The sequence below is a fragment of the Brevundimonas sp. genome (genome assembly GCF_018608325.1).
In the GTDB taxonomy this organism is placed as follows: Bacteria; Pseudomonadota; Alphaproteobacteria; order Caulobacterales; family Caulobacteraceae; genus Brevundimonas.
In genome coordinates, this window is the sequence record NZ_JABAZW010000066.1 from 10,011 (window position 1) to 10,525 (window position 515).

At 66.2% G+C, this 515-nt stretch carries 2 protein-coding genes; one reads left to right on the forward strand and one right to left on the reverse strand.

Features of this window, described 5'->3' with window-relative positions; translation table 11 throughout:
- Positions 1-371: ribonuclease PH (gene rph / locus QZ281_RS06980; RefSeq protein WP_292226430.1), on the reverse strand; the 371-nt coding region annotated here is incomplete at its 3' end.
- A 54-nt stretch (positions 372-425) separates the two neighbouring features.
- Between rph and QZ281_RS06985 the strand changes: the two genes are divergently transcribed.
- Positions 426-515: hypothetical protein (locus QZ281_RS06985; protein WP_292226439.1), on the forward strand; the 90-nt coding region annotated here is incomplete at its 3' end.

A 515-nucleotide genomic window follows, 5' to 3' on the forward strand; every position in this document is an offset into this window, starting at 1 on the left:
CCGCCGTCGGCCTGAATGACGTCGCAGTCGATAAGCACCTGACGCTCGCCCAGCGCCTTAAGATCGACCACGGCGCGCAAGCTGCGGCCGATCAGACGCTGGATCTCCTGGGTGCGGCCCGACTGCTTGCCTGCAGCGGCTTCACGACGCCCGCGCGTGTGGGTGGCGCGCGGCAGCATGCCGTATTCCGCCGTCACCCAGCCCTGCCCCGTATTGCGCATCCAGCCCGGGACCTTTTCCTCGATCGAGGCGGTCACCAGAACCTTGGTGTGGCCAAAGCTGATCAGGCACGAGCCCTCGGCGTAACGGTTGACGCCGGTCTCGATGGTCACGGTGCGCAGTTGATCGTCGGTGCGTTTCGAATGGCGCATGGAGATTGATCCCTTGGAAGCTGTGGCGGCGGTGCTTATCCTGAAACCGTGAGCCTGTATGCCCCCAAAACCCCGCCGTTCGATGGCGGCCAGTCTCTTGCGGGGCTGGCGGGGCTGGACGCGCGCGCCCGCGACATCTTCCGC